General features: G+C 34.2%; 1 protein-coding gene. It reads left to right on the top strand.

Going from position 1 to position 497, the window contains the following annotated elements; all coding sequences use genetic code 11:
- The coding region (locus tag DW657_RS18530) for a hypothetical protein (RefSeq protein WP_233547218.1) at positions 1-231 on the top strand (231 nt) is incomplete at its 5' end.
- Positions 232-497 lie beyond the last annotated feature (266 nt).

Consider the following 497-nt stretch of genomic DNA (forward strand, 5'->3'; position numbering starts at 1 on the left):
CAAATCGAGCCAAATCCTAGCTTCGTGTCTGTATCAACAGATAATCTCCGTGTGGCTTCTTCTGATGTAAATAAAACTCTAAATATGACTCTCAAAATACGCTCAAAGATTTGCATATTCCTCTACCGCCATCTGATCTACCGCCATCTGATAAGTAGGTTCACTACCTACTGCTTCTGTGATAACATCCGGCACATATCCACTCGTCACCTCAATTTAACTGGTATTTAATTAAAAATACGTTTATTATTGTTAAAGCATTCTAAAACGGGGGGGGGATTTTGTAGTATCTACAAAGTTATATACCTTTGCAATCAGAAATCAGTCTCCAAGTAATATAGAAGGGGATTGGTTGAAATATGTTGAGGACCATTTGATAAGTCATAATAGGTTTATATTGGTTTACAACAATGTTTATATTGCTTAATAACAATGTTTTATATTGCTTAAAAACAATGTTTTATATTGCTTAACATAAAGCTCTAAAGCAGCCAAAG

The sequence above is a fragment of the Prevotella sp. AM23-5 genome (assembly GCF_003473645.1).
GTDB lineage: Bacteria > Bacteroidota > Bacteroidia > Bacteroidales > Bacteroidaceae > Prevotella > Prevotella copri_A.